At 55.7% G+C, this 21,892-nt stretch carries 18 protein-coding genes, 1 tRNA gene and 2 pseudogenes; 13 read left to right on the top strand and 8 right to left on the bottom strand.

Annotated features, from left to right (window positions below; translation table 11 throughout):
- Positions 1 to 346: 346 nt before the first annotated feature.
- The 3 genes and pseudogenes from FOY93_RS23765 to tnpC form a co-directional block, all read left to right on the top strand.
- On the top strand, positions 347 to 682 hold the full coding sequence (locus FOY93_RS23765) for an RNA-dependent RNA polymerase family protein (RefSeq protein ID WP_223539550.1): 336 nt from the start codon (positions 347 to 349) through the stop codon (positions 680 to 682).
- 63 nt (positions 683 to 745) lie between these two features.
- Entirely contained in the window at positions 746 to 1,582 is an 837-nt protein-coding gene (locus tag FOY93_RS18665) for a reverse transcriptase domain-containing protein (RefSeq protein WP_232057356.1), read from the top strand.
- A 91-nt stretch (positions 1,583 to 1,673) separates the two neighbouring features.
- Positions 1,674 to 2,276: pseudogene (tnpC, locus tag FOY93_RS18660) on the top strand (IS66 family transposase); the annotation flags it as partial.
- 276 nt (positions 2,277 to 2,552) lie between these two features.
- Here the strand turns inward: tnpC and FOY93_RS18655 are convergent.
- The gene (locus FOY93_RS18655; RefSeq protein WP_123060777.1) at positions 2,553 to 3,668 is read right to left on the bottom strand and encodes an IS110 family RNA-guided transposase; all 1,116 of its coding nucleotides are present in this window, start codon (positions 3,666 to 3,668) and stop codon (positions 2,553 to 2,555) included.
- Positions 3,669 to 3,711: 43 nt separating this feature from the next.
- Between FOY93_RS18655 and FOY93_RS18650 the strand changes: the two are divergent.
- Positions 3,712 to 3,912, top strand: a pseudogene (locus tag FOY93_RS18650) (transposase domain-containing protein); the annotation flags it as partial.
- Positions 3,913 to 4,528: 616 nt separating this feature from the next.
- Here the strand turns inward: FOY93_RS18650 and FOY93_RS18645 are convergent.
- From FOY93_RS18645 to FOY93_RS18635, 3 genes are all read right to left on the bottom strand, one after another.
- On the bottom strand, positions 4,529 to 5,782 hold the full coding sequence (locus tag FOY93_RS18645; protein ID WP_123060776.1) for a tyrosine-type recombinase/integrase: 1,254 nt from the start codon (positions 5,780 to 5,782) through the stop codon (positions 4,529 to 4,531).
- A gap of 193 nt (positions 5,783 to 5,975) precedes the next feature.
- Positions 5,976 to 6,051: transfer RNA gene (locus FOY93_RS18640), tRNA-Phe, on the bottom strand.
- A 95-nt stretch (positions 6,052 to 6,146) separates the two neighbouring features.
- A complete protein-coding gene (locus FOY93_RS18635; protein ID WP_047173584.1) occupies positions 6,147 to 6,860 on the bottom strand; it encodes a DUF554 domain-containing protein in 714 nt (237 codons plus the stop codon).
- Between the two features lie 181 nt (positions 6,861 to 7,041).
- Between FOY93_RS18635 and FOY93_RS18630 the strand changes: the two genes are divergently transcribed.
- Entirely contained in the window at positions 7,042 to 9,177 is a 2,136-nt protein-coding gene (locus FOY93_RS18630; protein ID WP_143345520.1) for an ornithine decarboxylase, read from the top strand.
- A gap of 54 nt (positions 9,178 to 9,231) precedes the next feature.
- On the opposite strand, the gene FOY93_RS18625 is transcribed toward FOY93_RS18630, so the two are convergent.
- The gene (locus FOY93_RS18625) at positions 9,232 to 9,924 is read right to left on the bottom strand and encodes a response regulator (RefSeq protein WP_133295128.1); all 693 of its coding nucleotides are present in this window, start codon (positions 9,922 to 9,924) and stop codon (positions 9,232 to 9,234) included.
- The gene (locus FOY93_RS18620) at positions 9,914 to 11,539 is read right to left on the bottom strand and encodes an ATP-binding protein (RefSeq protein WP_164850639.1); all 1,626 of its coding nucleotides are present in this window, start codon (positions 11,537 to 11,539) and stop codon (positions 9,914 to 9,916) included. Before FOY93_RS18620 ends, FOY93_RS18625 begins: the two co-directional genes overlap by 11 nt.
- Positions 11,540 to 11,884: 345 nt before the next feature.
- Here FOY93_RS18620 and FOY93_RS18615 point away from each other — a divergent pair, with 345 nt between their 5' ends.
- Genes FOY93_RS18615 through citG form a run of 8 tightly spaced genes read left to right on the top strand, consistent with a single transcriptional unit; the run spans position 11,885 to position 19,196 of the window.
- Complete coding sequence (locus FOY93_RS18615) at positions 11,885 to 13,246, top strand: 2-hydroxycarboxylate transporter family protein (protein WP_047173580.1); 1,362 nt, start codon at positions 11,885 to 11,887, stop codon at positions 13,244 to 13,246.
- 17 nt (positions 13,247 to 13,263) lie between these two features.
- Entirely contained in the window at positions 13,264 to 14,127 is an 864-nt protein-coding gene (locus FOY93_RS18610) for a fumarylacetoacetate hydrolase family protein (RefSeq protein WP_047173579.1), read from the top strand.
- A 13-nt stretch (positions 14,128 to 14,140) separates the two neighbouring features.
- Positions 14,141 to 15,163 carry a [citrate (pro-3S)-lyase] ligase gene (gene citC, locus FOY93_RS18605; protein WP_143345518.1) on the top strand — a complete coding sequence of 341 codons (1,023 nt, stop codon included), beginning with the start codon at positions 14,141 to 14,143 and terminating at the stop codon, positions 15,161 to 15,163.
- Positions 15,164 to 15,179: 16 nt separating this feature from the next.
- Positions 15,180 to 15,473 (top strand): citrate lyase acyl carrier protein, encoded by a 294-nt coding sequence (gene citD / locus FOY93_RS18600; RefSeq protein ID WP_008499773.1) that lies wholly within the window; start codon positions 15,180 to 15,182, stop codon positions 15,471 to 15,473.
- Positions 15,470 to 16,345 (top strand): citrate (pro-3S)-lyase subunit beta, encoded by an 876-nt coding sequence (citE, locus tag FOY93_RS18595; RefSeq protein ID WP_143345517.1) that lies wholly within the window; start codon positions 15,470 to 15,472, stop codon positions 16,343 to 16,345. Before citD ends, citE begins: the two co-directional genes overlap by 4 nt.
- Positions 16,346 to 16,355: 10 nt before the next feature.
- Positions 16,356 to 17,873 (top strand): citrate lyase subunit alpha, encoded by a 1,518-nt coding sequence (gene citF, locus FOY93_RS18590; RefSeq protein ID WP_136195088.1) that lies wholly within the window; start codon positions 16,356 to 16,358, stop codon positions 17,871 to 17,873.
- Between the two features lie 2 nt (positions 17,874 to 17,875).
- Positions 17,876 to 18,415 carry a citrate lyase holo-[acyl-carrier protein] synthase gene (citX, locus tag FOY93_RS18585; RefSeq protein ID WP_136195089.1) on the top strand — a complete coding sequence of 180 codons (540 nt, stop codon included), beginning with the start codon at positions 17,876 to 17,878 and terminating at the stop codon, positions 18,413 to 18,415.
- Positions 18,393 to 19,196, top strand: coding sequence for a triphosphoribosyl-dephospho-CoA synthase CitG (citG, locus tag FOY93_RS18580; protein ID WP_133295124.1), 804 nt, complete (start codon positions 18,393 to 18,395; stop codon positions 19,194 to 19,196). Before citX ends, citG begins: the two co-directional genes overlap by 23 nt.
- Positions 19,197 to 19,275: 79 nt before the next feature.
- Here the strand turns inward: citG and FOY93_RS18575 are convergent, their stop codons facing one another.
- Both FOY93_RS18575 and mltC read right to left on the bottom strand, forming a co-directional pair.
- Positions 19,276 to 20,532 carry a nucleoside permease gene (locus FOY93_RS18575; protein WP_115876247.1) on the bottom strand — a complete coding sequence of 419 codons (1,257 nt, stop codon included), beginning with the start codon at positions 20,530 to 20,532 and terminating at the stop codon, positions 19,276 to 19,278.
- 237 nt (positions 20,533 to 20,769) lie between these two features.
- Positions 20,770 to 21,846 (bottom strand): membrane-bound lytic murein transglycosylase MltC, encoded by a 1,077-nt coding sequence (mltC, locus tag FOY93_RS18570; RefSeq protein WP_143345743.1) that lies wholly within the window; start codon positions 21,844 to 21,846, stop codon positions 20,770 to 20,772.
- Positions 21,847 to 21,892: the final 46 nt, after the last annotated feature.

Here is a 21,892-nt window from a genome sequence, read left to right as displayed (position 1 = left end):
ACGCGAGTGAACCACTGGACAAGTGTCGTTACGTGTAAGCGTTGTCAAAACCGGGTTCTTGTCGTTACCCCGGGATAAGGATGGTGGAAACCTGTTTACTGACCATCCGGCAACCGGCATTGAGGTGGCATGATCTCTTCTCAGGCTCAGATACGGAACGTGTGAACCTGACACGCCGATGCTAAGGGAGAAACTGTGGCAAAACACCGCGCAGAAAGAGTACCGATGTGGCGTACAGGGACGGAGTTCCCCGTAGTAGTGACGAAGGCGCTGTAACGGTGCTGGAGCGAAGGGGGAACGTTATTCAGCTTTGTTTAAAGCAACAACTGCTGACAGGATGATTAATTTGAACAAAGCAAAACCTTATCTGATCGATAAAACCATTATCTGGAGAGCCTGGCTGGCTGTCAAAGCCAACAAAGGATCAGCTGGTGTGGATGGAATGACAATTGAAGCGTTTGAGCATAATCTGTCCCGGAATCTTTACAAGATCTGGAATCGGTTAAGCTCTGGCTGTTATATGCCGCCGCCGGTGAAGCGTGTGGAAATTCCTAAGTCAGACGGGAAAACTCGTCCATTGGGGATCCCCACTGTCAGCGATCGTGTAGCACAGATGGCCGTCAAGATGATACTGGAACCGCAGTGGGACCTGTTGTTCAGCGATTCTTCATTTGGCTATTGACCGGGAAAATCTGCGCATGATGCCGTTGCACAGGCAAAAGTGAACTGCTGGAAATACGAATGGGTGATTGATCTGGATATCAAAGGTTTCTTTGATAATCTTGATCATGCTCTGCTGTTGAAGGCTGTGGATCATTTGCATCCTGCCCCATGGGTCAGACTCTGCATTGTGCGATGGCTGAAAGCTGAGATCATTTTCCCGGACGGGCATCGTCATTCACCAGAAAAGGGTACCCCGCAGGGTGGCGTAATCAGTCCACTGCTGGCAAATCTTTTTCTGCATTACACCCAGGATAAATGGCTGGAGAAACACTACCCAAATAATGCATGGGAAAGGTATGCCGATGACAGCGTCATTCACTGTCGGAGCCGATGGGAAGCGCGTTTGCTTCTCAGCCAGCTCAGGGAACGAATGAAAGACTGCGGGTTAGAGCTACATCCGGAGAAAACCCGGATCGTGAACTGTCACCCACTGGCCAGACGCAAAAGCGATGGTCACTATTCATTCGATTTTCTTGGGTTTACCTTCCGCCGCCGTGCAGCAAGGAAGATTGCAGGTGGTCTGTTCACCGGATTTCTACCGGCAATAAGCAATAAGGCCCAGAAAGCCATCGTCCGGACATTCCGTAAATGGAATATTCAGCGGCTGACAAGCCTGTCGGCAGAAGAAATTGCGGAAAGAATCAACTCGCAGCTGCGTGGATGGATCAATTATTATGGGAAGTTTTATCCAAGTGAAATGAACAGGTTATGGCGAATACTGGACTGGCGGTTGGTAAAGTGGGTCCGGTGCCGTTATAAGCAATATCGGTGGCATCAAAGTCGCGCCAGTGAAGTACTGGAGCGGATCAGACAGCGTAATAAGACACTGTTTGTACACTGGAAGTTCATGATCAGATAGAGTTGAATAACAGGAGCCGTATGAGCTGAGAGCTTCACGTACGGTTCTGTGAGCGGCCAGAGGGGGAGGATCCCTCTGGTCTACTCGACCGCCGGTGAATGTACTGGAGCCCGGTAATGGTAAAACCCGTACCGGTCGGCTGTGGGTCTATGTTCGTGACGATCGCAACGCTGGTTCGACCATGCCGGCAGCCGTGTGGTTCGCCTATAGCCCGGACAGAAAAGGACTCCACCCGCAGAGCCATCTTGCTGGCTTCAGCGGCGTGCTGCAGGCAGATGCGTATGCCGGGTTCAACGAACTGTACCGCAATGGACAGATAACAGAAGCTGCCTGCTGGGCTCACGCCCGCCGCAAGATCCATGATGTGCACGTTCGCACGCCATCATAGCTGACGGAGGAAGCCCTGAAACGTATAGGCGAACTGTATGCCATCGAGGCTGAAATACGGGGAATGCCAGCAGAGCAGCGCCTTGGCGAACGTCAGCAGAAAGCGAAACCGCGACTGAAATCACTGGAAAGCTGGCTGCGTGAAAAGATGAAAACGTTGTCGAGGCACTCAGAGCTGGCGAAGGCGTTCACGTACGCTCTGGACCAGTGGCCGGCACTGAAGTACTATGCGGAAGACGGCTGCGTCGAAGCTGATAACAACATCGCTGAAAATGCGCTGCGGATGGTCAGCCTGGGTCGCAAAAACTCTTATGACCTTTGTCAAGAATTTCGGCCGTACTTGTCCTGCACAGCCTGATTTTTCTGTGCTTTAAAACAGTCGCAGGCGTCAGAGAACCTGAAGTGACCGAGCTGTATCCTGAATTGAACAGACTCTTATTCGGGGATTAGTTGCCCCACGAAGGTTTTCGTAGTGAGCTTGCCTCTTTCTACCTGCTGGTATCGGATTGTTGCCTTCCGACCTACGTTCTTGACGAGGATCACTCATTCCGTGCCCGGCACTTCAGGGTTTAACGCTGTACTGTTACCCTGATTGTCGAGCCGCCAGGGCAATATACCACATGAATCCTGTCAGTTCCCTGGCGACCGCTGTAACAGCAATTTGTGACCGTTTACCTCTCTGTAAGAGCGCTTTGTAGCGGGCACATAACCGCTGTTGAGCTTTCCAGGCAATGTCTTTTGATTCCTGTGTGGTTTCAGTTGGTCGGTAGGTAATGAGCCAGCTTCCAACTTTTGCCGGAGAACGATATGCCCACGCAGCTTCGTACAATAGCCTTCGTAGTTCACTGTTACCGGTTTTTGTTATGCCCCGGGAACGAGTTTTGTTACCACTGGAATATTCCCCCGGAATTAACCCTATATAGGCCATGATTTGTTTTGGATTAGGGAAACGAGAGAAATCGCCAAGTTCTGACACAAGTGAGATTGCAATCGTTTTACCCACGCCTTTTAGCGCCTGAAGCTGGCAGACCAGATTGTATAACGACCATTCGGGTAACAGCCGATCAATCTCTTGATCCAGTTGTATTATTCGGCTTTCTATTTGTTCGAGGCTCTGACAATAGTGCTGAAATGCAATCTGTTGCGATGGTAGAGGAAAAGTCTGGTTGGCCAGCCAGATCCGATGTTTGTAACTCCACGGCTTCTTGTCATATCTCCGGTCATTACGCAGCAATATGCTCTGTATTCGCTGCCTGGCAATGCGGCTATCTTGCTTTGAAGCAGCCCTGGCCCGAACCAGATCACGCATTGCTTCGTGCGTCAGGTCAGGGATCCGGACTGGGGTTAATTCACCGGCACGTAATAATCTTGCCAGACCAACTGCGTCACGGTGATCGTTTTTGATGCGGTCTGTGGGTGATTTTGGGATCCGTGATGGCGCTACAACAATACACTCAACGTCCATAGCTGTTAGCTGGTGATAAATATTGTATCCACAGGGACCCGCTTCATAACAAGCCATAATGTATGAGTATTGCTTTTTTATCTTTAAAAATAAGTGATTAATGCTTTGCTGTTGATTTGGGATGTTACCATAAAAGCGGATTTCTCCACCGCGCTCAGGACTGGCTATCGCGATAGCCAGTGATTCTTTATGCACATCCAGACCAACATAAATCGAAGGGGAATTTTGTAACATGATGACCTCCAATAATGCACCGATGCTAAAGTGATTATATAAAGGTCATACCATCTTCCTGTTCTTCGGCTCTGACCACGGTGGTGAGCGCGGAGCGCTACTGTACAGCCTGAACGGTACATGCAAGCTGAACGGCGTGGATCCAGAGAGCTATCTCCGTCATGTGCTCAACATCATATCTGACTGGTCGGTCAACCGGGTCAGCGAGCTGCTACCGTGGCGCGTCACGCTGCCAGCGGAATAACCCTCTTCGTTAATACGGCTCCTGCTGTACGCTTACATTTAATGAGAGCAAACAGTTTTTCATCGTTGAGGGTGTGAAGCTCAAAAAAGAAAGAATACCCCATACTGGCATTTTTTGTATGGTGCTGAGACTGAAAATCGTTTGCCAGAAAGGTGGACTGTTAGGTGAAACTACCGGCGTCGGTATCGGCATGGTTCCTGATGAGGCGTAGAATACGCTCGGTATTGGAGAATTCAGTAAACCGGAACATGTTTCGCTTAATGCAGATTTCATTCGTTCCAGAAAAAATCGACGTGTTCAGGTGGTGAGATTTCACTCAGCAGCACGGGGATCTCCAGCTCTCCGCCAACGATATGGAAATCATTCGTTTTATTGCTAGTGCATTAATTTCTTCATCCGTTAAAAAATGATAGTGATATCCCGTTATTTTGTGTCTATTTTATTGTTAATCGCTGTGACAGGTTTCAACCTGGGTAGTATAGGTAGTCCATTTTCCCTGCGTAAAATATTTCAGCACAGGAGCAGGTGTTAATGATTCCCCAGCCCTCGGTGAAGAAAGGTATACAGAGAAAAAAATAAGGAAATATTCTCCCGGCATTTTTGTCGGGAGAATAGATTATAATTGTTGTCTGGCGTAATCGAAAGGTGAGACCGGTTTTTCACTGTTTGCATCCAGAAAATCCCCCCACCACTGCAGCATCAACCTGCGCTCATCCAGAAACTCCGCTTTATGGATATAAGCTGCACGCACGCCATTACGTTCCTGATGACTCATCTGGCGTTCAACAGCATCCCTGGACCATAACCCTGACTCAATCAACGAACTACAGGCCATTGCCCGGAAACCGTGACCACAGACCTCGACCTTTGTATCGTAGCCCATCAGTCGCAGTGCGTTATTCACCGTGTTCTCACTCATGGGTTTCCATGGATTGTGATTGCCGGTGAAAATCAGTTCATGATCTCCACTGATGGTGTGGATCTGCTGCAGTATATTCAACGCCTGAGTAGAGAGTGGCACAAGATGTTCTGTTTGCATTTTTGAGCCACGATAGGAATACTTGACCCCTTCAATAGGTTTCCGCTCAGGAGGAATTTCCCACATGGCTTTCCTGAAGTCGATCTCGGACCACCTGGCAAAGCGTAGTTCACTGGAACGGATGAAGATAAGCAGGGTGAGTTTAGTTGTTAGACGGGTGAGAGGTTGTCCTCTGTATGCATCCAGTCGTTCAAGAAGCTCTGAAATGCGATTTAAGGCGAGGGCAGGGCGGTGCTGGCGTTTCACCGTCGTTAAAGCACCAGCCATATCCACGGCAGGGTTATAGGTGATAATACCTGACTGGGCAGCATAACGCATGATTGCAGTGATACGCTGCTGAAGGCGCGCTGCAATCTCATAGATCTCTTTGGCTTCGGCAGCCTTTACTGGAACAAGTAAATCGGGAGTTCTGAGGGTGGTAATGTCACGTGAGCCAATAAAGGGAAATACATGATTTTCTAGACTTTTCAGTATTTTCTCACTATGTGAAGCTGACCATTTTTTGTTGCTCTTATGCCACTGTCTTGCGATTCCTTCGAATGTCAGAGCTGTTTCAGGTACAGACTTTTTGATCCGTTTCTGTTCGCACGGGTCGGTTCCTTCTGCTATCAGCTTCCTCGCTACATCGCGTTTTTCCCTTGCTTCTGATAACGAGACTTCAGGATAGACACCCAGAGCGAGTGTTTTTTCTTTGCCCAGATACCGATAGCGGAGCCGCCAGTAGCGCGAGCCGTTAGGGTGAACGAGCAAAAACATGTTGCCGCTGTCGGCAAGTTTATAAGGTTTTTCATCCGGTTTAGCTGCACGGATCTTAGCGTCAGTTAGCGCCATTGGGGGTATCTCCTGATAGTAAAAGGGGTATAAATCTTATCGAATCAGACTATACCCTCAGTTGTACCCTCGCAAGGGACTTGATGCGGGTTGAAGTTGATTGAGTTGTGGAGTTAAGGGATTGAAGAGGAGTTGGTTTTGGCGGGCTTAGAATGCAAAAACGGACCTCCGTGGAGGTCCGTTGATATGAATTTGGTGCCCGGACTCGGAATCGAACCAAGGACACGGGGATTTTCAATCCCCTGCTCTACCGACTGAGCTATCCGGGCAACGGGGCGCATTAAACCCGATCTGCCCGGTGGCGTCAACGAAAAATGTTGTTTTCGTTACAGACTGCGCAATCTCTCACCATTTCGCCGCATCCTTAAGCGAAAAAGTGCGTCCAGAGCGCGGAGAGCGGCATGGCGAGCAGCAGTGCGGGCAGCATATTCACCACGGCAAACATCTTGATCCCACAGATGCGCAGCCCGGTAGCCAGCAGCAGCAGGCCGCCGACGGCGGTAAAGTCTGCCATCATTGCGGGCGTGGTTAGCGGGAGAATTAGCGTGGCGCAGGTAGCCAGTGCCAGCTGGATAAGCAGCATCGGGACGCAAATCGCCGCCACGGCAATGCCGAGCGTGGTGGCAAAAATAGTGGCGGTGAAGAAATCAAGAAACGCTTTTGCAATCAAAATGCTCGGGTCGCCCGTCATCCCTTCCTGCATCGAACCGAAAATCCCGGTGCCGCTGGCGCAAAACAGAATAATGATGGCGACATAGTTCTGAATAAACGTCTCGTGCGTGCCGTGTTTCGCCTTGCCCGGTCGGGCAATCAGGTTTTTGGCTTTACTCACCGCGCTGTTAATGCCTTTTTCCAGATAGCAAAATTCGCCAATCAGCGCGCCGAGCAGGGTGGCCAACACCATCACCGGCAGGTTGGCGCATTTGATCACCAGAAGAATACCAATCCCTAACGATGCCAGGCCGAATATTGAGGGCATGGAGGTGCGAATCCGCTCCGGCAGCCGCTGGCTCAGCACGGCGCCGAGTACGCCGCCCAGCAATACGGCTCCTGCGTTAATAAATGGCCCGATAACCAAAGTTAACTCCTGTTATTTAATCATTGATATTGCATTATTATGGCACGGCAGGGCTTCGCGGGCCTTAGCTTTGGCTGATTTCGTGCATACTGATTCCTTCTTGCACCTCAAAATAAAAGGTGACATTATTGCGCGAATTTTCTCCTCCCTGTCTCACCGTCCGGTGAGGGTAACTGCGCCTATGAAAACCATGAAAATTGCCGTCAGCCGCGAGCTGCTCTCCACTGTGTCTACGCACCGCGAAAAGGTGACGCTGGACAGCACTGATTTTACCGATGTGGCGGCCGTCGTCATCACAACGGCTGAAAGCCGCAGCGGTATCCTTGCACTGCTGAAACGCACGGGCTTTCAGCTGCCGGTGTTTATTTTTTCTCCAGAGCCAATGGAGGTGCCCGACGGCGCCACCGCGGTCATCTCGGGCAAAGCTCAGGAGTTTCTGGAACTGGAGAGCGCTGCCAGCCGTTATGAAGAGAATCTGCTGCCGCCTTTTTTCGACACCCTGAGCCAGTATGTGGAGATGGGCAACAGCACTTTCGCCTGTCCGGGCCACCAGCACGGGGCCTTTTTCAAAAAGCACCCGGCAGGGCGACAGTTCTATGATTTCTTCGGTGAGAACGTGTTTCGCGCCGACATGTGCAACGCCGACGTGAAGCTGGGCGATCTGCTGATCCACGAAGGCTCCGCTAAGCACGCGCAAAAGTTCGCGGCGAAAGTGTTTAACGCGGATAAAACCTACTTCGTGCTGAACGGCACGTCAGCGGCCAACAAGGTAGTGACCAACGCGCTGCTGACCCGCGGCGACCTGGTGCTGTTCGACCGCAATAACCATAAGTCTAACCACCACGGGGCGCTGATCCAGGCGGGTGCGACGCCGGTTTACCTTGAGGCCGCGCGTAATCCGTTTGGCTTTATTGGCGGAATTGACGACCACTGCTTTAACGATGCGTATCTGCGGGATCTTATCCGCGAGGCGGCACCGGAGAAGGCCAATGAGGCACGTCCGTTCCGCCTGGCAATCATTCAGCTTGGCACCTACGACGGGACGATCTACAACGCCCGTCAGGTGATCGATAAGATCGGCCATCTGTGCGACTACATTCTCTTTGACTCCGCCTGGGTGGGCTACGAGCAGTTTATTCCGATGATGGCGGAAACGTCCCCGCTGTTGCTGGAGCTGAACGAGAACGATCCGGGGATTTTCGTGACCCAGTCGGTGCACAAACAGCAGGCCGGGTTCTCGCAAACCTCGCAGATCCATAAAAAGGATAACCACATTCGCGGTCAGGCGCGTTTTTGCCCTCACAAGCGGCTGAACAACGCGTTTATGCTGCATGCCTCCACCAGCCCGTTTTATCCGCTGTTCGCAGCGCTGGATGTGAATGCCAAGATCCACGAAGGGGAAAGCGGACGCAGGCTGTGGGCGGAGTGCGTCGAGCTGGGGATTGAAGCGCGCAAGGCAATCATTGCCAACTGTCATATGATCAAACCGTTTATCCCACCGGTGGTAGCGGGGCGGCCGTGGCAGGATCATCCGACGCACGCCATTGCCAGCGAGCTGCGCTTCTTCAGCTTCGAGCCGGGGGCCAAATGGCACGGCTTTGAGGGCTATGCAAGCGAGCAGTACTTTGTCGACCCGTGCAAGCTCCTGCTGACCACGCCGGGCATCGATGCCGAAACCGGCGAGTACACGGATTTCGGGATCCCGGCGACGATTCTGGCGCACTATCTGCGTGAAAACGGCATTGTGCCGGAGAAATGCGATCTTAACTCGATCCTGTTCCTGCTGACCCCTGCCGAAAGCAGCGAGAAGCTGGCGCAGCTGGTGGCGATGCTGGGACAGTTTGAACAGCATATTGAAGACGACACGCCGCTGGCGGACGTGCTGCCGACGATCTTCCAGAAATACCCGGTGCGCTACCGGGATTACACCCTTCGCCAGCTGTGTCAGGAGATGCACGATCTCTACGTCAGCTTCGACGTGAAGGATTTGCAGAAAGCGATGTTCCGCAAGGAGAGCCTGCCTGAGGTGGCGATGAATCCGCAGGATGCCAATCAGGCGTATATTCGCGGAGACGTGGAGCTGGTTCGCATACGGGATGCCGAAGGGCGGATTGCTGCCGAAGGGGCGCTGCCCTATCCGCCGGGCGTGCTGTGCGTGGTGCCGGGTGAAGTCTGGGGCGGGGCGGTACAGCGTTACTTCCTGGCGCTGGAGGAGGGCATCAACCTGCTGCCGGGCTTCTCGCCGGAACTGCAGGGCGTTTACAGCGAGAAGGATGCCGACGGGATTAAGCGGCTGTATGGGTATGTGCTGAGATAGTGCGGGCTGCTGCCCTCACCCTAACCCTCTCCCCCTGGGAGAGGGAACGTCTCATCAAACCGCACTACGCTTGTACATCCTCCTCGGATGCCCGATCTTGCCGTACAGCATCTCCACCGTCAGAAAACCCGACTCGACGCAGTGTTCCAGATAGCGACGGGTGGTGGTTTTACTCAACCCCGTCTCGCTCACCACCTCATCCACGGTAAAGCAGTGCGTTGCCTTGTCGTTAAACAGCGACTGCACCCGCGCCAGCGTATTTTCCTCAATGCCTTTGCTGCCGTTGTCCAGGCGGTAGTTTTTCGCCTGCAGCTGATACAGAGAATCGACGTTTTGCTGGTCGACAATCTTCCAGACCCGCTGCTGTTCGGCAAACTGCACAAACCGCTCCAGCGACTGGCTGAGCCGCTTCCAGGAGACGGGTTTGAGGATGTAGTCGAACGCGCCGTTGCGGATGGCCTGGCTGCAGGTGTCCATATCGCTGGCGGCAGTAATAAAAATCACCGAGCAGTTGGCGCGGGCCAGCATAGGGTTATTGATAAGCGAGATCCCTTTGCCGTCCGGCAGGTAGTTATCCAGCAGCACCAGCTGCGGCTGTTTATTTGCAAGTTCTGCCTGGGCCGCAGCCAGCGACGAGGCAATGCCCACCAGCCTCAGACGCGGATGTTTGCCTATCAGCTCCGCGTGCAGTTGCGCCAGTTCGTTCTCGTCTTCAACAATCAGTACGTCGATAAGTTCATGTTGCATAGTCGGTGTCTTCCAGTTGCCGGGCGGTTCCCGTGGCCGGGATAAACAGGGAGAAAATGGCGCCGCGCGGGGTATTATCGGCAACTTCTATTGCGCCGCCAGCCTGTGTGACATAGCTTTCGATCAGATACAGACCAATCCCATGATCGCCGCGCGTCTTGGTGGTGATGCCGCGTTCAAAGATCCGCTCACGGATCTCCGGTGTAATGCCAACGCCCTGGTCGGCGACTTCAATAATCAGCTCCTGTTCGCTGAGCTTTATCAGCACCTCCACCGGCGCGTGGGGAAGCGGCGACCGCTGCGTCGCTTCGATGGCGTTATCCAGCAGGTTGCCAATAATTGAAATCAGTTCCTGCTCCCCGAGGGGGAGGAATGATTTATCCAGCCGACAGGCCGGATCGAAGCACAATTCAACGCCTTTCTCCCGCGCGCGGGCGGCTTTCCCCAGCAGCAGACCGCACAGGGTCGGGGAGCTAAAGCGTGAAGATATAAAGTCCAGCAGCTCCTGGGCGTGTTCAGACTGCGCCTGAATGTAGCCAATCGCCTCCTCATAGCGGCCCATATGCAGCAGGCCGGAGAGGGTGGTCATCCGGTTTAACTGCTCGTGGCGCATAATGCGGAGGTTATCGACATAGCGTTTGACCTGGCTGAGCTGGGCGCTCAGCGAGTCGATCTCGTTGCGATCGCGGAAGGTGATCACCCAGCCCTGCAGCGACCCCTCAAGCATGATGTGTACCCGGCTGGCAATCACCGTGAGATCGTTAAAACGGCAAATCTCGTCATGGGTATCTTTCGCCAGCATCGTCTGCGTGTCGAAGAACGGGACCGGATCGATCACCTGGCTTATCAGCTGTCCGCGCAGTTCACGGGCCGGCTGGCTCAGGCCCAGCAGCTTGCGCGCCGCCTGGTTGATGACTTCAATCCGCCTTTGATCGTCAATGGCAATCACCCCTTCATAAATAGACTCCATCATGGCCTTCTGCTGACGCACCAGCAGGCCGATCTCGCGCGGCTCAAGGGAGAAGATCTGCTTCTTAATACTGCGGGTAAAGAACCAGGAGAAGATAAAGAGAGCAATCAGCAGCAGCACGGCGGCAATCAGAATGTTGACCACCTTACTGACGGTAATAGTGTCCAGGTAGCTGGTGAGATAGCCGACCGAAACGATGCCGACCACCTGTCCTGCAGCGTTGAAGATGGGGGCTTTACTGCGCAGCGAAATGCCCAGCCCGCCTTTGCGGATGGTGGTGATGCTTTTACCCTGCAATACGGCTTCGTTGTCACCGCCTACCAGCGTGGTGCCCACTCTGTCGGCAAAGACGGAGTGAAAAAGATGCTGGCCTTTATTATCACCAATCACAATAAAGCTGGCGTCGCTATGCGCAGAAATCTTCTGCATAAAATCATGGATGGCGTTGATATTCTTTTGTTCAACTTCATTACGCAATGTCGGAATAAGCGCAATCTCTTCAGCCTGTATTTTGGCTCGCGTACTCATTTCCTGATAAAGCTGTTTCCCTACGTCGGCATAATAATATCCGCCCAGTAACGCAAAAAGCACTGAGAAAAAGGCAACCAGCGAAATAAACAGCTTGATCTGGAAAGAGACTTTCATAACTATCACGCAAGGTAGCGACAAAGATCGCCAATATATCATCTTTTTTTGCGCGTACGCCCGCTTTGCCGAAAACTTGTGATCCCTTGCACAGCGGGCGCTGTAAAAGCGTTATCCAAAAGGCTAACGTGCTTTGGGCTGCATCAACAAATGTTATTTGTTTGTTCAATTTAGAAAAGAAACCATAAAAACCACGGCAATAAATAAGGTATAAATCACATTAAATAAAAGAAACCATTAAAACCATAGCTGCCATTAAAACTTCGCTTTTAATATGCCATCCCTCACATAAAGTAAGCCTTTGTGACTCTAAGCTGAACGCACAAAATAACCAAGGGGCTTATTATGAGCACAACTGACGATTCTTTCTCTGTTACCCACGACCCGATTGAAATTCAGCGACCTTCGCTCAAAGAGCGCTGGTGGCATATTATGGATACCTGGAAAATCGGGATTATTCCTCTGCCGCTGTTCGTTCTGGCGGGCGTGCTGATTGCCATTGATTGCCTGGGCGGAAAACTGCCGAGCGATATCGTGGTCATGGTGGCCACGCTGGCCTTCTTCGGCTTTGCCTGCGGCGAGTTTGGCAAACGCCTGCCGATTGTCGGCAAGCTCGGCGCGGCGGCGATTTGCGCCACCTTTATCCCTTCCGCGCTGGTCTATTACGGCCTGCTGCCGGACGTGGTGGTCGAGTCCACCACCAAGTTCTACAAATCCACCAACATTCTCTATCTCTACATCTGCTGCATTATCGTCGGCAGCATCATGAGCATGAACCGCACGGTGCTGATCCAGGGCTTCCTGCGCATCTTCTTCCCGATGCTGTGCGGCGAAATCGTCGGCATGCTGGTAGGGATGGGCGTCGGCCTGGCGCTGGGTCTTGAGCCATTCCAGATCTTCTTCTTTATCATTCTGCCGATTATGGCGGGCGGCGTGGGCGAAGGGGCAATCCCGCTTTCCATCGGCTATGCCACCCTGCTGCATATGGACCAGGGCGTGGCGCTCGGTCGCGTGCTGCCGATGGTCATGCTCGGCGGTCTGACGGCGATCATCATCTCCGGCTGCCTGAACCAGCTGGGCAAGCGTTATCCACACCTGACCGGTGAAGGCCAGCTGATGCCTAACCGCGCCAATGCCGATGCCACCGTCTCTCAGCCTGCATTCTCCGGCAAGGCGGACGTGACCACTATCGCCTCCGGCGCGCTGCTGGCGGTGCTGCTCTACATGCTGGGCATGCTCGGCCACAAGCTGATTGGCCTGCCTGCTCCGGTCGGCATGCTGTTTATGGCGGTTCTGGTGAAGCTCTGTAACGGTGCCTCTCCGCGCCTGCTGGAAGGCTCTCAGGTGGTGTACAAATTCTTCCAGACCTCTGTGACCTATCCGATTCTCTTTGCCGTTGGCGTGGCTATCACCCCGTGGCATGAACTGGTGGCCGCCTTCACGCTGACCAACCTGCTGGTGATTATCAGCACCGTCTCCGCGCTCGTGGCGACCGGGTTCTTCGTCGGCAAAAAGATTGGTATGCACCCGATTGATGTCGCCATCGTCTCCTGCTGCCAGAGCGGTCAGGGCGGTACCGGCGACGTGGCGATCCTGACCGCAGGCAACCGCATGAGCCTGATGCCATTCGCCCAGATTGCTACCCGTATCGGCGGGGCGATTAACGTCTCTGTCTCACTGCTGATTCTGGGCAACTTCCTCGTTTAAGTTTTCAGGAAAGAACAATGAAACTCGCAAGCTTTTTATACCAGGGAAAACGCAGCTACGGCATCGTCCAGGCCGACGGCGTGATTGATTTAGGCCGCCGTCTTGGCGACCGCTACAGCGATCTTAAAGCGCTGCTGCAGGGTAACGGGCTGGCACAGGCCACCCGCTACCTGAACGATGCCGTGGACGTGCCGATGAGCGCCATCACCTTCTTACCGGTGATTGAGCAGCCGGAAAAAATCCTCTGCGTGGGCATGAACTACGCCGACAAGCGCAAGGAGTTTGACCAGCACAACCCGGCCCCAACGCTGTTTGTCCGCTTCCCGGATTCACAGACCGGCCACAACGAACCGGTGCTGAAGCCGCGCCACTCCAGCGAATTCGACTACGAAGGCGAGCTGGCGGTGATCATCGGTAAAGGTGGGGAAAACATCAGCCGTGACGACGCCCTGCGTCACGTGGCGGGCTACAGCTGCTACATGGACGGCTCCGCCCGCGACTGGCAGCACACCTGGTTTACCGCCGGTAAAAACTGGCGCAAAACCGGCGCGTTTGGCCCGTGGATGGCGACGGCAGATGAGATCCCCGATCCGCACAGGCTTGCAATCCGCACCTGGCTGAACGGCCGCATGGTGCAGGAAGACAACACCAGCAGCATGATCCACAAGGTTGCGGAGCTGATCGAGTACATCAGCACCTTCACCCGCTTAAGTCCCGGCGATGTGATCATCACCGGATCCCCGGGCGGGGTGGGTAAAAAGCGCAATCCGCCGCTGTTTATGAAAGAGGGCGATCGCATTGAGGTGGAGATCGAGCATATCGGTCATCTGAGCAACGTAATCGTGGAAGCGCCAGCCGTCGGGCTTGCGGCAGCACATTAAGTAAGGCGGCAGCATGCACTCGCAACCCATCGATTTTCGCCACACCCTCGTGGCGAAACACCCGGAACGCTTAAGCCAGATCCGCTACCTGCTGGCAGACAGCGGCCTTGGCCTGGACAACGACATCACGCTGTTCGTCGAAGCCTGGTCCGGCTCGCAGCTGGTGGGTTGCGCTGGGCTTGCTGCCAACGTCATCAAATGCGTGGCGGTCAACGAGCAGCTTCGCGGCGAGAACCTCAGCGCGCGGCTACTGGCAGAGGTGGAAAATGCGGCGCTGGAGTGCGGCCATTTTCACCTCTTCCTCTGCACCTGTCCGTGCAACCGGGAGCGCTTTGCCCGCAGCGGCTTCTGGCCGATTGCCCAGAGCGGGAACAACGCGGTGCTGATGGAGAACACCCCGCAGGGGATCGAGCGCTACTGCCGTTCCCTGAGCGCGAAGCGCAAGTGCGGGGAGAATATTGGCGCCATTGTGATGAACGCCAATCCGTTCACCCTCGGCCACCGCCATCTGGTGGAGCAGGCGGCGCAGCGGTGCGATGCTCTGCATCTGTTCGTGGTGCGTGAAGACGCCTCGTTCTTTCCGTTCAGTGCCCGTCTGGAGATGGTGCGCGCGGGGGTGGCGCATCTGCCGAACGTCGTGGTGCATGAAGGCTCGCAGTACATCATCTCTCGCGCCACCTTTCCGGCCTACTTCCTTAAGGAGACCGGCAAAGTGCAGCAGGCGTGGAGCGAGATCGACGTGCTGATCTTCCGGGACTTTATCGCCCCGGCGCTGGGCATCACGCACCGCTTCATCGGCTCGGAGCCGTTCTGCGATATCACCCGCCAGTACAACCAGACGCTGCACGACCTGCTGGCCTCGCATATTGAGGTGGTGGAAATGCCGCGCATCAAGGCCACCGGTAACGCCATATCGGCGTCCGAAGTGCGTCGATTACTGAAGACACAGCAGTTTTCCCGGATCCGGGAGATTGTCCCGGACTCCACCTTCGCGCATCTCGAAACGCATTACCGTGCGAGTGCGGAAGTCGCTTAACTACCAGGAATTTATCATGAAAATTGTAAGGGAGGCGCTGGCCGGAACGCAGGAGTCCAGCGACCTGATGGTGAAAATCGCTCCCGCTCACGGCGAGCTGGAGATAGTCATCCACAGTGAAGTGATTAAGCAGTTTGGCGAGCAAATTCGCCAGGTGGTCAACGACACGTTGCGCGCCATGAACGTGCACCAGGGATTAATAATTATTGAAGACAAAGGGGCGCTGGACTGTGTGATCCGCGCCCGCCTGCAAAGCGCACTGATGCGTGCCGCCGATGAACAGGCCATCAACTGGGGGGCGCTGAAATGAGCAAACTCCGCCGCAGCATGCTGTTCCTGCCGGGCGCCAACGCCGCCATGCTCTCCACCGCCTTTATCTACCGTCCCGACTCCATCATGTTTGACCTTGAGGACGCCGTTGCCCTGCGCGAGAAGGATACCGCGCGCATGCTGGTGTTCCATGCCCTGCAGCACCCGATGTATCAGGATATCGAAACCGTGGTGCGCATTAACCCGCTGAGCACGCCGTTTGGCCTGCTGGATCTGGAAGCCGCCGTGCGGGCAGGCGTGGACGTGATCCGACTGCCGAAAACCGACACGCCGGACGACATCTACGAGCTGGAGGGCCACCTTGAGCGCATCGAGCAGGAGTGTGGCCGCGAGATCGGTTCCACCCGCGTGATGGCGGCGATTGAGTCGGCCATTGGCGTCATCAACGCCGTGGCGATTGCCCGCAGCTCTCCGCGCCTCATCGGCATTGCGCTGGCCGCCTTTGACTACGTGATGGACATGCAGACCGAGCGCGGCGACGGCACCGAGCTGTTCTACGCCCGCTGCGCCGTGCTGCACGCCGCCCGCGCGGCGGGCATCGACGCCTTCGACGTGGTGTGGTCAGACGTTAACGACGAGGCCGGGTTCCTGCGCGAGGTCGATCTGATCCGCAAGATGGGCTTTAACGGCAAATCGCTGATCAACCCGCGCCAGATTGACCTGCTGCACAACGCCTACGCCCCGACGCAGGAGGAGGTGGATCACGCCAGAAGGGTGATTGAGGCGGCAGAAGAGGGCGAGCGTAACGGCCTGGGCGTGGTGTCGCTTAACGGCAAAATGGTGGATGCACCGATTATTAACCACGCGCAGGTGGTGCTGGAGCGCGCGGCGGCCTCCGGCGTGCGTCGGTAAGGATGAAATAATGAATCAGACAGAACTTCTTCACGTGAATTTTCCCCATCTGCGGGACCTAAAACCGTTTGATACCGCCCACAGCGCCACGCCGTGGCTGGCGGACAGCGACGCGAAACACAGCCGCAAGCTCTGCGCCTCTGTTGAAGAGGCGGTTAAGCGCTGCAGCCTGCAGGACGGCATGACCATCTCCTTCCACCACGCGTTTCGCGAAGGCGACCGGGTGATCAACACCGTTGTGGCGCTGCTGGCGCGCATGGGCTTTAAAAACCTGACGCTGGCCTCCAGCTCGCTGATGACCTGCAACGACGCGCTGATCGAGCATATCGAAAGCGGCGTCATCACCCGGATTTACACCTCGGGCATGCGCGGCAGGCTGGCAGATGCCATCTCCCACGGGCTGATGGACGAGCCGGTGCAAATCCACTCCCACGGCGGTCGCGTGAAGCTGCTCCAGGACGGCGAGCTTAATATCGACGTGGCGTTTCTCGGCGTGCCGTGCAGCGATGAGTTTGGCAACGCCAACGGCACGCACGGAAAATCGTGCTGCGGCTCGCTGGGGTACGCCATGGTGGACGCGCACTTTGCCCGTAAGGTGGTGCTGCTGACTGAAGAACTGGTGCCGTTCCCCAATATGCCCGCCAGCCTGGTGCAGGACCAGGTGGACTACATCGTGCAGGTTGAAAGCGTGGGTGACCCGGCGAAAATCAGCGTCGGCGCGGCGCGCGTCACCAGCAACCCGCGCGAGCTGATGATCGCCCGCTATGCGGCGGATGTGATCGAGCACTCCGGCTATTTCAAACCGGGCTTCTCGATGCAGACCGGCTCCGGCGCGGCGGCCACGGCCTGCACCCGCTTTATGGAAGAGAAGATGGAGCGCAGCGGCGTGAAGGCGCGCTTTGCGCTCGGCGGCATCACCGGCAGCCTGGTGGACCTGCACGAGAAGGGGCTGATCGAAAAGCTGCTCGATACCCAGTGCTTTGACGGTCAGGCTGCGGCTTCGCTGGTGCGCAACCCGAACCACGTGGAGATCTCCACCAACGTCTACGCCAACCCCGGCAGCAAGGCGGCAAGCTGTGACCAGCTCGACGTGGTGATCCTCAGCGCGCTTGAAATCGACGTTGATTTCAACGTCAACGTCATCACCGGCTCCGACGGGGTGATGCGAGGCGCGTCCGGCGGGCACTGCGACGTGGCCGCCGCGGCGAATCTGACCATCGTCGTCGCGCCGCTGCTGCGCAGCCGCATTCCCACGGTCGTGAAGCGGGTTACCACGCGCCTCACGCCGGGCGAAAGCATCGACGTGCTGGTCACCGACCACGGCATCGCGGTTAACCCGGCGCGTCCGGAAATCCGCGAGCGGCTGCTGGAAGCCGGGCTGAAGGTTGTGGATATCAACGCGCTGTACGAGCGGGCGATCTCCCTGACCGGCGACCCTAAACCGATAGAGTTTACCGACAAAATCGTCGGGGTGATCCGCTACCGCGACGGCAGCGTGATCGACACCGTGCGACAGGTGAAGGAGTAAGTATGATTTCAGCGACACCCGTGCGGACGGGTGTCAGCCTGGACGAACTGCTGGCGGCGAAAGAGCGCCGTGCAGAGCGCCAGGCTGACATGCTCGAGCACTATCAACAACCGGTGATTTCCCTCACGCTGGTCACGCCAGGGGAAATCAAGGACAGCCTGCGCTATCGCAATACCATGGGCGTGGCGCTGCAGATGTGCGACCAGCTGCTGTGGGAAAACCGCTGGCAGGTGCTGGACCGCCAGGTTCTATGGCTCCCGACCGGGCCAGAAGCCCTGTGGTGCGTGGCCCATCCGGCGGCGGAAATCAAAGCGCACTGTGCGGATCTGGAGCAGACGCACCCGCTCGGCAGACTGTGGGACCTGGACGTGATCTGCCCTCAGCACGGCCACGTCGGGCGTCAGTCGCTGGGCGCAAATCTAAGGCGTTGCCTGATCTGCGACGAGCCCGCTCATGCCTGTTCCCGTTCGCGCGCTCATCCTGTGGAGCAGGTGGTTTCCCGCGTGGAGAAAATGATCGATGACTGGTTTGCTCGCGACTAAACCGCGCCCGGTTGACGTGCCTGCGCTTGCCGAAGCGGCGCTGTGGCAGGAGCTGGAGCTGACGCCCAAGCCGGGGCTGGTGGACAAGCTCAATAACGGTTCCCATCGCGATATGGACCATGCGCTGTTCGTTCGCAGCATTATGGCGATTACGCCGTGGTTTACGCGCTTTGCCGAGTGGGGCAGCGCGCATGCGGATAAACCCGCTGACGAACAGCTAAGGCTTCTCCGCCCGATGGGGATGGCCTGCGAGCAGGCGATGTACGCCGCGACGAACGGAGTGAATACCCACAAGGGCGGGATTTTTGCCCTGGGTTTACTGTGCTTCGCCGCCGGTCGTGTGAAAAAGATCTCCGCAGATAGCCTCTGCTGTGAGGTGAGTAACATCTGCCGCGGGCTGGTGTCGCGGGAGCTGGCCGCACGCAGCGGGCAGGCGACGGCGGGCGAGCGGCAGTTTCAGCAGTACGGCTTAACCGGGGCGCGCGGCGAGGCTGAGAGCGGCTTTGCGACGGTCCGTAAGGCGCTGGCGCAGTGGAACGGACATTCACTTCACGGCCTGCTGTTACGCCTGATGGCGGTTAATCAGGACAGTAATCTGGTTTCACGCGGCGGCATGGAAGGGCTGCGCTACGTTCAGGGCTACGCGCGGGAACTGCTGGCTAACGGCTGGGACCGCGAGGCGTTGCTTAAGATGGATAACGCACTGATTGAACGGAACCTGAGCCCGGGCGGTAGCGCGGATTTGCTGTCGGTGGGTTGGGTGCTGTCTGGAATAAAATAGCCGGGTGGCGGCTTCGCCTTACCCGGCTTACGGTCTTGTTTTGTAGGCCCGGTAAGCGCAGCGCCACCGGGCACAACAATCAATGCGCGATCGGCTGCGCACCGTGCGGCTCGCGCACGTGCTTGTACTTGAACAGCGCGATGAACGCGAAGAACAGCACCAGCGAGTACGCCGCGAAGATCAGCCACACCGGCTGCCAGTTGGTGATGCCGTTAGTGGTGTACATCTCAACCACTTTACCGCTAACCACGCCGCCCAGAATACATCCGAAGCCGTTGGTCATCATCAGGAACATACCCTGCGCGCTGGCGCGGATTTCAGGCTTCACTTCTTTTTCCACAAACACCGAACCGGAGATGTTGAAGAAGTCGAAGGCGCATCCGTAAACAATCATCGACAGCACCAGCAGCACGGTGCCGAACGGACTTGGATCGCCGTAGGCGAACAGGCCGAAGCGCAACATCCACGCCGCGATACTGATCAGCATGACGTTCTTGATGCCGTAGCGGCTCAGGAAGAACGGGATGGTCAGGATGAACAGCGTCTCAGAGATCTGAGAGATGGACATCATGACCGACGCATGTTCAACGATAAAACTGCCGGAGAACAGCGGGTTGTTATCGAAGCTGTGCAGGAAGGTGTTGCCGAACATGTTGGTGATCTGCAGCTCCGCGCCCAGCAGCATGGAGAAGATAAAGAAGATCGCCATGCGTTTGTTTTTGAACAGCGCGAAGGCGTCCAGGCCGAGCATGGTGCTCCAGCTCTGGTTTTTCTGCTGGTTAGAAACCGGAATGGTCGGCAACGTCAGGGTGAAGATCGCCAACACCACGGAGAGCGCCGCACCGATATAGAGCTGCATATGGCTCAGTTCGAAGCCCGCGAAGCTCACGCCCCACATCGCCATGATAAAGCCGATGGTGCCCCAGATACGGATTGGCGGGAAATCGGTCACGATATCCATATCCGCAGACTTCAGGCGGTAGTAGGAGATGGTGTTGATCAGCCCAAGCGTTGGCATATAGGCCAGCGAGTTAAGCAGGATCACCATGAACATTGCCCCCGGCGTGGTCACCTGGGCTGCCATAAACAGCGTCCCCGCACCCACCAGATGGCAAAGCATGTACAGCCATTTGGCGCTTAGCCATTTATCCGCCACGATGCCCAGCAGCGTTGGCATGAAGACAGCCGCAATACCGAGCGAGCTGTAGACGGCACCGATTGACGCACCATCAAACTTGAGCGTCACAAACATATAGGAGCCGAGTGTAGTCAGCCAGCTACCCCACAGGCAGAACTGCAGAAACGACAATATTTTAAGCTGCAGCTTAAGGTTCATGTTACTTTCCTCACAAGTGAGCGGGAGATATGTTGTTTTGGGAACATTCAGGGTTGTTATTTGATGCAATTCTATCAGTTGGCAACGATATGTTTTGTTACCTCCCGCAAAAAAATGCAATCCACATTAATTTGCAGTTTGGATTGTGATGCAAATAACATTTTCGTATGGGTGGGAGATGGGGGCGGCCTGATGCCCTCACCTCAAAGGGGAGAGGGCAGGGTGAGTGGCCGTTTTTTAGCGACGACGGTAGTTCTTCTGCGCCGTATTCACCTTATACAGATAGCGACGGGATTCCGCAGACGGGTGGCGGGTGGTGAGGGTAGAGTAGACATCCCCCGGCGCCATGCTGTTGATGATGTTCGCGGCCTGCACTTTGTCATTTGAGAAGACGCGCAGCACGCTGCCCGCGCCGCCGTTATAGGCGGTGATCACCGCATAGCGGCGTGACGTCGGGTTGTCTATGCCGCCGAGGTAGACATTGTTCAGCATCGCCAGATAGGCCGTGCCGGTATCAATGTTGCTCTGCGGGTCGAACAGATAGCTGCGGCTCGGCGTGCCGGTTTTACCCTGCGCGCGGAAGACGTCTTTACCGGCGCTGTGCTGCACAACCTGCATCAGCCCCAGGGCATCGGAACGGCTTACCGCATACGGGTTAAACGAGGATTCGGTCTGCATAATCGCCAGGATCAGCGACTCATCCACGCCGTATTTACGCGAGGCCTGACGAACCATGCCCAGATACTTATGCGCACGCTTGTCGAGGTGGTTCGGGACGAGGTTGATGGTGACGCTGTAGATAATCTTCAGACCGTTAGAGCGGCTCTTCAGGCGCGTCTGCAGCAGGTAGTCGGCAAATTTCGTGGCGCGACCTTCCCAGCGGATCGGCTGACCGGTCTGATCGACAACCTGACCGTACAGGAACGGCTCTTTCGAGATGGTGATATCGTCGGCATCGGAGTAGAGATCGATAGAGCCAGGATCGTCACCCATCAGCAGGGTTTTGATTATCGCCTGACGGAGCCGAGCCGCAGGGTCCGTGCCTGCGATGGTCTCAATCGTGATCGTCCCCTCATCAAAGTTGATGTGGCTACGGGTCAGATAGGCGTCGGTGTACTTAACGTAGTCCTTAGGTCCGGCAATAAGAACTTCGTTAAATCCCCATATGTTCTCGATGTTGTGGGCAAACTGCCCCATCAAAATGTCAAAACCGTTGGTGTCCTTGATCCAGGCTTCGTTGTAATCTTCGCCTTTTTTCGACGAACACGAGACCAGCAACGGCGCAACAAGGGCTAGCGCTAAAAGTTTTTTCATCATTCCGGGAGTGCGTGTTGTGTTTGCTTTAACGGCGGGGTTTCCC

The organism is Enterobacter sp. 18A13, assembly GCF_007035975.1.
In the GTDB taxonomy this organism is placed as follows: Bacteria; Pseudomonadota; Gammaproteobacteria; order Enterobacterales; family Enterobacteriaceae; genus Enterobacter; species Enterobacter vonholyi.
Note: the sequence above shows the minus strand (reverse complement) of the source record. Positions and strands in the feature narration are given on the sequence as shown.

Coding starts and splice junctions, on each gene's coding strand:
- FOY93_RS18655 (WP_123060777.1), bottom strand. CDS start 3,668: ATGTTACAAAATTCCCCTTCGATTTATGTTGGTCTGGATGTGCATAAA.
- FOY93_RS18645 (WP_123060776.1), bottom strand. CDS start 5,782: ATGGCGCTAACTGACGCTAAGATCCGTGCAGCTAAACCGGATGAAAAA.
- FOY93_RS18630 (WP_143345520.1), top strand. CDS start 7,042: ATGAAAACCATGAAAATTGCCGTCAGCCGCGAGCTGCTCTCCACTGTG.
- FOY93_RS18625 (WP_133295128.1), bottom strand. CDS start 9,924: ATGCAACATGAACTTATCGACGTACTGATTGTTGAAGACGAGAACGAA.
- FOY93_RS18620 (WP_164850639.1), bottom strand. CDS start 11,539: ATGAAAGTCTCTTTCCAGATCAAGCTGTTTATTTCGCTGGTTGCCTTT.
- FOY93_RS18615 (WP_047173580.1), top strand. CDS start 11,885: ATGAGCACAACTGACGATTCTTTCTCTGTTACCCACGACCCGATTGAA.
- FOY93_RS18610 (WP_047173579.1), top strand. CDS start 13,264: ATGAAACTCGCAAGCTTTTTATACCAGGGAAAACGCAGCTACGGCATC.
- citC (WP_143345518.1), top strand. CDS start 14,141: ATGCACTCGCAACCCATCGATTTTCGCCACACCCTCGTGGCGAAACAC.
- citD (WP_008499773.1), top strand. CDS start 15,180: ATGAAAATTGTAAGGGAGGCGCTGGCCGGAACGCAGGAGTCCAGCGAC.
- citE (WP_143345517.1), top strand. CDS start 15,470: ATGAGCAAACTCCGCCGCAGCATGCTGTTCCTGCCGGGCGCCAACGCC.
- citF (WP_136195088.1), top strand. CDS start 16,356: ATGAATCAGACAGAACTTCTTCACGTGAATTTTCCCCATCTGCGGGAC.
- citX (WP_136195089.1), top strand. CDS start 17,876: ATGATTTCAGCGACACCCGTGCGGACGGGTGTCAGCCTGGACGAACTG.
- citG (WP_133295124.1), top strand. CDS start 18,393: ATGACTGGTTTGCTCGCGACTAAACCGCGCCCGGTTGACGTGCCTGCG.
- FOY93_RS18575 (WP_115876247.1), bottom strand. CDS start 20,532: ATGAACCTTAAGCTGCAGCTTAAAATATTGTCGTTTCTGCAGTTCTGC.
- mltC (WP_143345743.1), bottom strand. CDS start 21,846: ATGAAAAAACTTTTAGCGCTAGCCCTTGTTGCGCCGTTGCTGGTCTCG.